Below are 3304 nucleotides of genomic sequence, written 5' to 3'. Positions count from 1 at the left end.
CCACAATAACAATTAAAATTGTAAGTTATTTAATTCGCGATCCTTAGTAATAAATCATTAGTGATGAGATAGTGTTTGGTAGGGGCAATCCCCGCGTGGTAAGCCGATGCGATGGGGATTTCGCTTGTCATTTTTTTATAAAAATGCTGTATTAGTTGGGGGCGTAAAACCCAAACAATTTTGCAATAAAGCCTAACTGAAGATTGGGCATTTCTTTTTCAATTTTCTTGAGTAAATCCGACTTTTTGCGTCCCTGAATGTAGTAATTAGTCAGAGAATATAAGGAAAAGGGAAGAATATCTAGTTTGGCAGTCTTGCTTGTTTATTTGCTAAGCTAGAGGTGGCGCTCTGTCATCAATAAACTTTAGATTTATGCACAGGTTATTAACTGGGAAACTGCGAGTAGAGCATTTAACAATACCGATAGCCAATCTTCCAGTAAATCTATCTGGTACTAAAATTGTACAGCTTACTGACTTTCACTATGACGGGGTGCGACTGTCGGAATGGTTGCTAGAAAAGGCGATTGCTGCGGCCAATCAAGCTGAACCAGACATGATTTTTTTAACCGGTGACTTTATTACCTACGATCCCGCACCTATTTACGACTTAGTGCAGCGATTGAAAAAGTTGCAAAGTCGGGTGGGAATTTACGCGGTTTTGGGCAATCACGACCACTATTGGCCGGGGGCCAAGAGAGAGGTTGCTAATGCTTTAAATAGCGTCGGGATTCGGGTTTTGTACAACGAAGCAATCTATCCTTTGGGGTCTGAATTGGCTTTAGTTGGGTTGGCTGATTTTTGGTCGGGGGATTTTGCGCCTAAACCTGTAATGGCATCCATAAATCCCGCAATTCCTCGGATTGTCTTGTCTCACAATCCTGATACTGCTGAAAATCTGCAAAATTGGCGGATTGATTTGCAGTTTTCTGGGCACACTCACGGCGGTCAAATCGTTATTCCTGGTATCGGCCCTTTGTACGCTTGGGTCAGAAAAATTGGCTATTTTATTCCTAAACGAATCCGAAAGTTCATTCCTTTTCTGTCGGCTTGCGATCGAGTAGTTACTCACTGGGAATGGGCTAGCGGTTTGCATCGGGTTGGGAGTAATTTGCTGTACGTGAATCGCGGTTTGGGAACTTATGCGCCGGGAAGACTATTTTGTCCCCCGGAGGTGACAGTAATTACTTTGGTTTGTCAAGATACGTAAAGGCTGGTTTAGGGTGCACACTTTCCCGATAATAGATAATATAGCCCCAGGAAAAAGGAAGTTCGGCAACGGATTATGTAACGGATGTAACGGATGTAACGGATGTAACGGATGTAATGGATGTCAGTCCGAGGGAAGAGGGAAGAGGGAAGAAGTAAAAATGATTTTTGTACAATTTCTATGATTTTTAATTGGCTTCTCCAAAGCGATAGCCTCTGCCATAGACTGTGTGAATTAGGACAGATTCGCCCGGGGCTTCTATTTTGCGGCGCAGGAGGCGAATTTGAGCGGCTAATACATTGCTGCTGGGTTTTTCTGTTTCACTCCACAAATACTGGTGGATTTGTTCGTGTGTTAGCAATTGACCGGTATGGCGCATTAAGTATTCTAATAACTGACATTCTTTTTCTGATAAGTCAATTGTACGATCGCCCCGATAAGCTAATTGATTGTCGTAGTCTAGCTGTAAATCTGCAACTTGCAGCCGCCCGACAGCAACCTCGGCATCAAAAGTAGGAGGCCGCCGCAGCAAGGCGCGGACTCTGGCTAGCAATTCTCGCAGTTCAAAAGGTTTGACTAAATAGTCGTCTGCACCGGCGTCGAGTCCTTGTACGCGATCGTCTACGGTATCTTTGGCGGTGAGAAATAGCACTGGCGTATTCCGTCCTTGCGATCGCAATTTCTGGCAAATTGCCAGTCCGGTTTGTCTCGGTAGCATCCAATCCAAAATTAGCAAATCGTAATTGCCCTGCATTGCTAAATTGATGCCACTTGCCCCGTCAAATGCCACATCAACTGTATAACCTTCGCGCGTTAAAACTCGACTCAAAGGGTCAGTCAACTCAACTTCATCATCAACTAAAAGAATCCGCATCCTGATTTCAAATTTGAGATTTGAGTTTAAGTAAACTGATTTTTCCTAGATTTTCATGTGTGGAATACTTTCCGTTTCGCTGTAAGCTGCTGCTACCCATTCCTGGATGGCAGGCAAGGCCAAAATCGCATCCGCATAAGCTTTTGTTACTGAATCTAATTTGACTCCGTAGGTGACAAAACGCATCACAACGGGGGCAAACATAGCGTCAACAATTGTGAATTTTCCGAATAGCATATTGCCACCTGTTCCGAATTTTTGACGGCATTCGCGCCAAATGGCAAAGATGCGATCGATCTCTGCTTCTACACCGGGAGTCCTCCCTTCTCCCGGATAGCGGTTGCGGCAGTCCATCGGCATATTGTCGCGCAAATTTTGGAAACCCGCGTGCATTTCGGCGCAGATGGAACGGGCGATCGCCCGTTGGGCTACATCTGTCGGCCACAAATCATTTGCAAAGCGTTCTGCAACGTATTCGCAAATTGCTAAAGATTCCCACACTTTCAAGTCGCCGTCGATTAAAACTGGCACTTTTCCCGAAGGAGAATAGCGCCGAATTTCCTCATGGGTTGTCGGCCAGTCTAAGGGGATTCTCACCTCGGCAAATTCCAGTCCAGCTTGTTTCATCGCCAGCCAAGCGCGCAGCGACCAAGAGGAATAATTTTTGTTGCCGATTACCAGAGTCAATTTGGTCATAATGTAGCTGTCAGCTATTTCCGATCGTCCGTGCAATTTTAAGTTTTAGAGTTGAATATACAAAGCCGTGAGACACAATGGCGATCGGGCGATCGGCCCGTTTTCTGCACCAGCCTCTGCAAGCATTTTACCAAAAAATTGGGTCTAAAGCCCCGTCCTTCTAGGACGACTTTTTATTCTTGGTCATGATAATATTGTAATGTGGCTAGGGTATTCAACCACATTAAAAACCCAGTCGCCTGAAGGCAACGCACCTTGAAAACTGAAGTTATGGGCTTGAGCGCAGAAAAGCTGGCGCGGGTAAAAACTTCGAGCAACAAGTACGCCTAGAAACCAGTATTTTGGGTTTTGAATTGTACCGTGGGGCACACGGGAACAAGACTCTGCAATGAGTCGGAAGCTTGAGGACAGAACCATCTTGCGGTAAGTACAGGAAGCTGTACTTATTAAGGAATGAGAATTAAATAACTTCCACTCTTGAAAGTGGGATGGGCGTCCCGCCCGTCCAAAACGGACGGGCGGGAC

4 protein-coding genes are annotated in these 3304 nt (G+C 45.2%); 1 reads left to right on the top strand and 3 read right to left on the bottom strand.

Annotation, left to right across the window (positions count from 1 at the left end; genetic code table 11):
- The first annotated feature begins 372 nt into the window (after window positions 1-372).
- A complete protein-coding gene (locus QUB51_RS30150) occupies window positions 373-1209 on the top strand; it encodes a metallophosphoesterase (RefSeq protein ID WP_333260187.1) in 837 nt (278 codons plus the stop codon).
- Window positions 1210-1396: 187 nt separating this feature from the next.
- On the opposite strand, the gene rppA is transcribed toward QUB51_RS30150, so the two are convergent.
- From rppA to QUB51_RS30135, 3 genes are all read right to left on the bottom strand, one after another.
- Window positions 1397-2083 (bottom strand): two-component system response regulator RppA, encoded by a 687-nt coding sequence (gene rppA / locus QUB51_RS30145; protein WP_333053126.1) that lies wholly within the window; start codon window positions 2081-2083, stop codon window positions 1397-1399.
- Window positions 2084-2128: 45 nt separating this feature from the next.
- Window positions 2129-2779, bottom strand: coding sequence for a glutathione S-transferase family protein (locus QUB51_RS30140; protein WP_333053124.1), 651 nt, complete (start codon window positions 2777-2779; stop codon window positions 2129-2131).
- 183 nt (window positions 2780-2962) lie between these two features.
- A partial coding sequence (locus QUB51_RS30135) for a hypothetical protein (RefSeq protein WP_333240950.1) occupies window positions 2963-3304 on the bottom strand: 342 nt, incomplete at its 5' end.

Source organism: Microcoleus sp. AT8-A3 (assembly GCF_036705675.1).
Lineage (GTDB): Bacteria > Cyanobacteriota > Cyanobacteriia > Cyanobacteriales > Microcoleaceae > Microcoleus.
The sequence above is the reverse complement of the archived record's forward strand: the minus strand, read 5'-3'. Positions and strand labels throughout refer to the sequence as shown.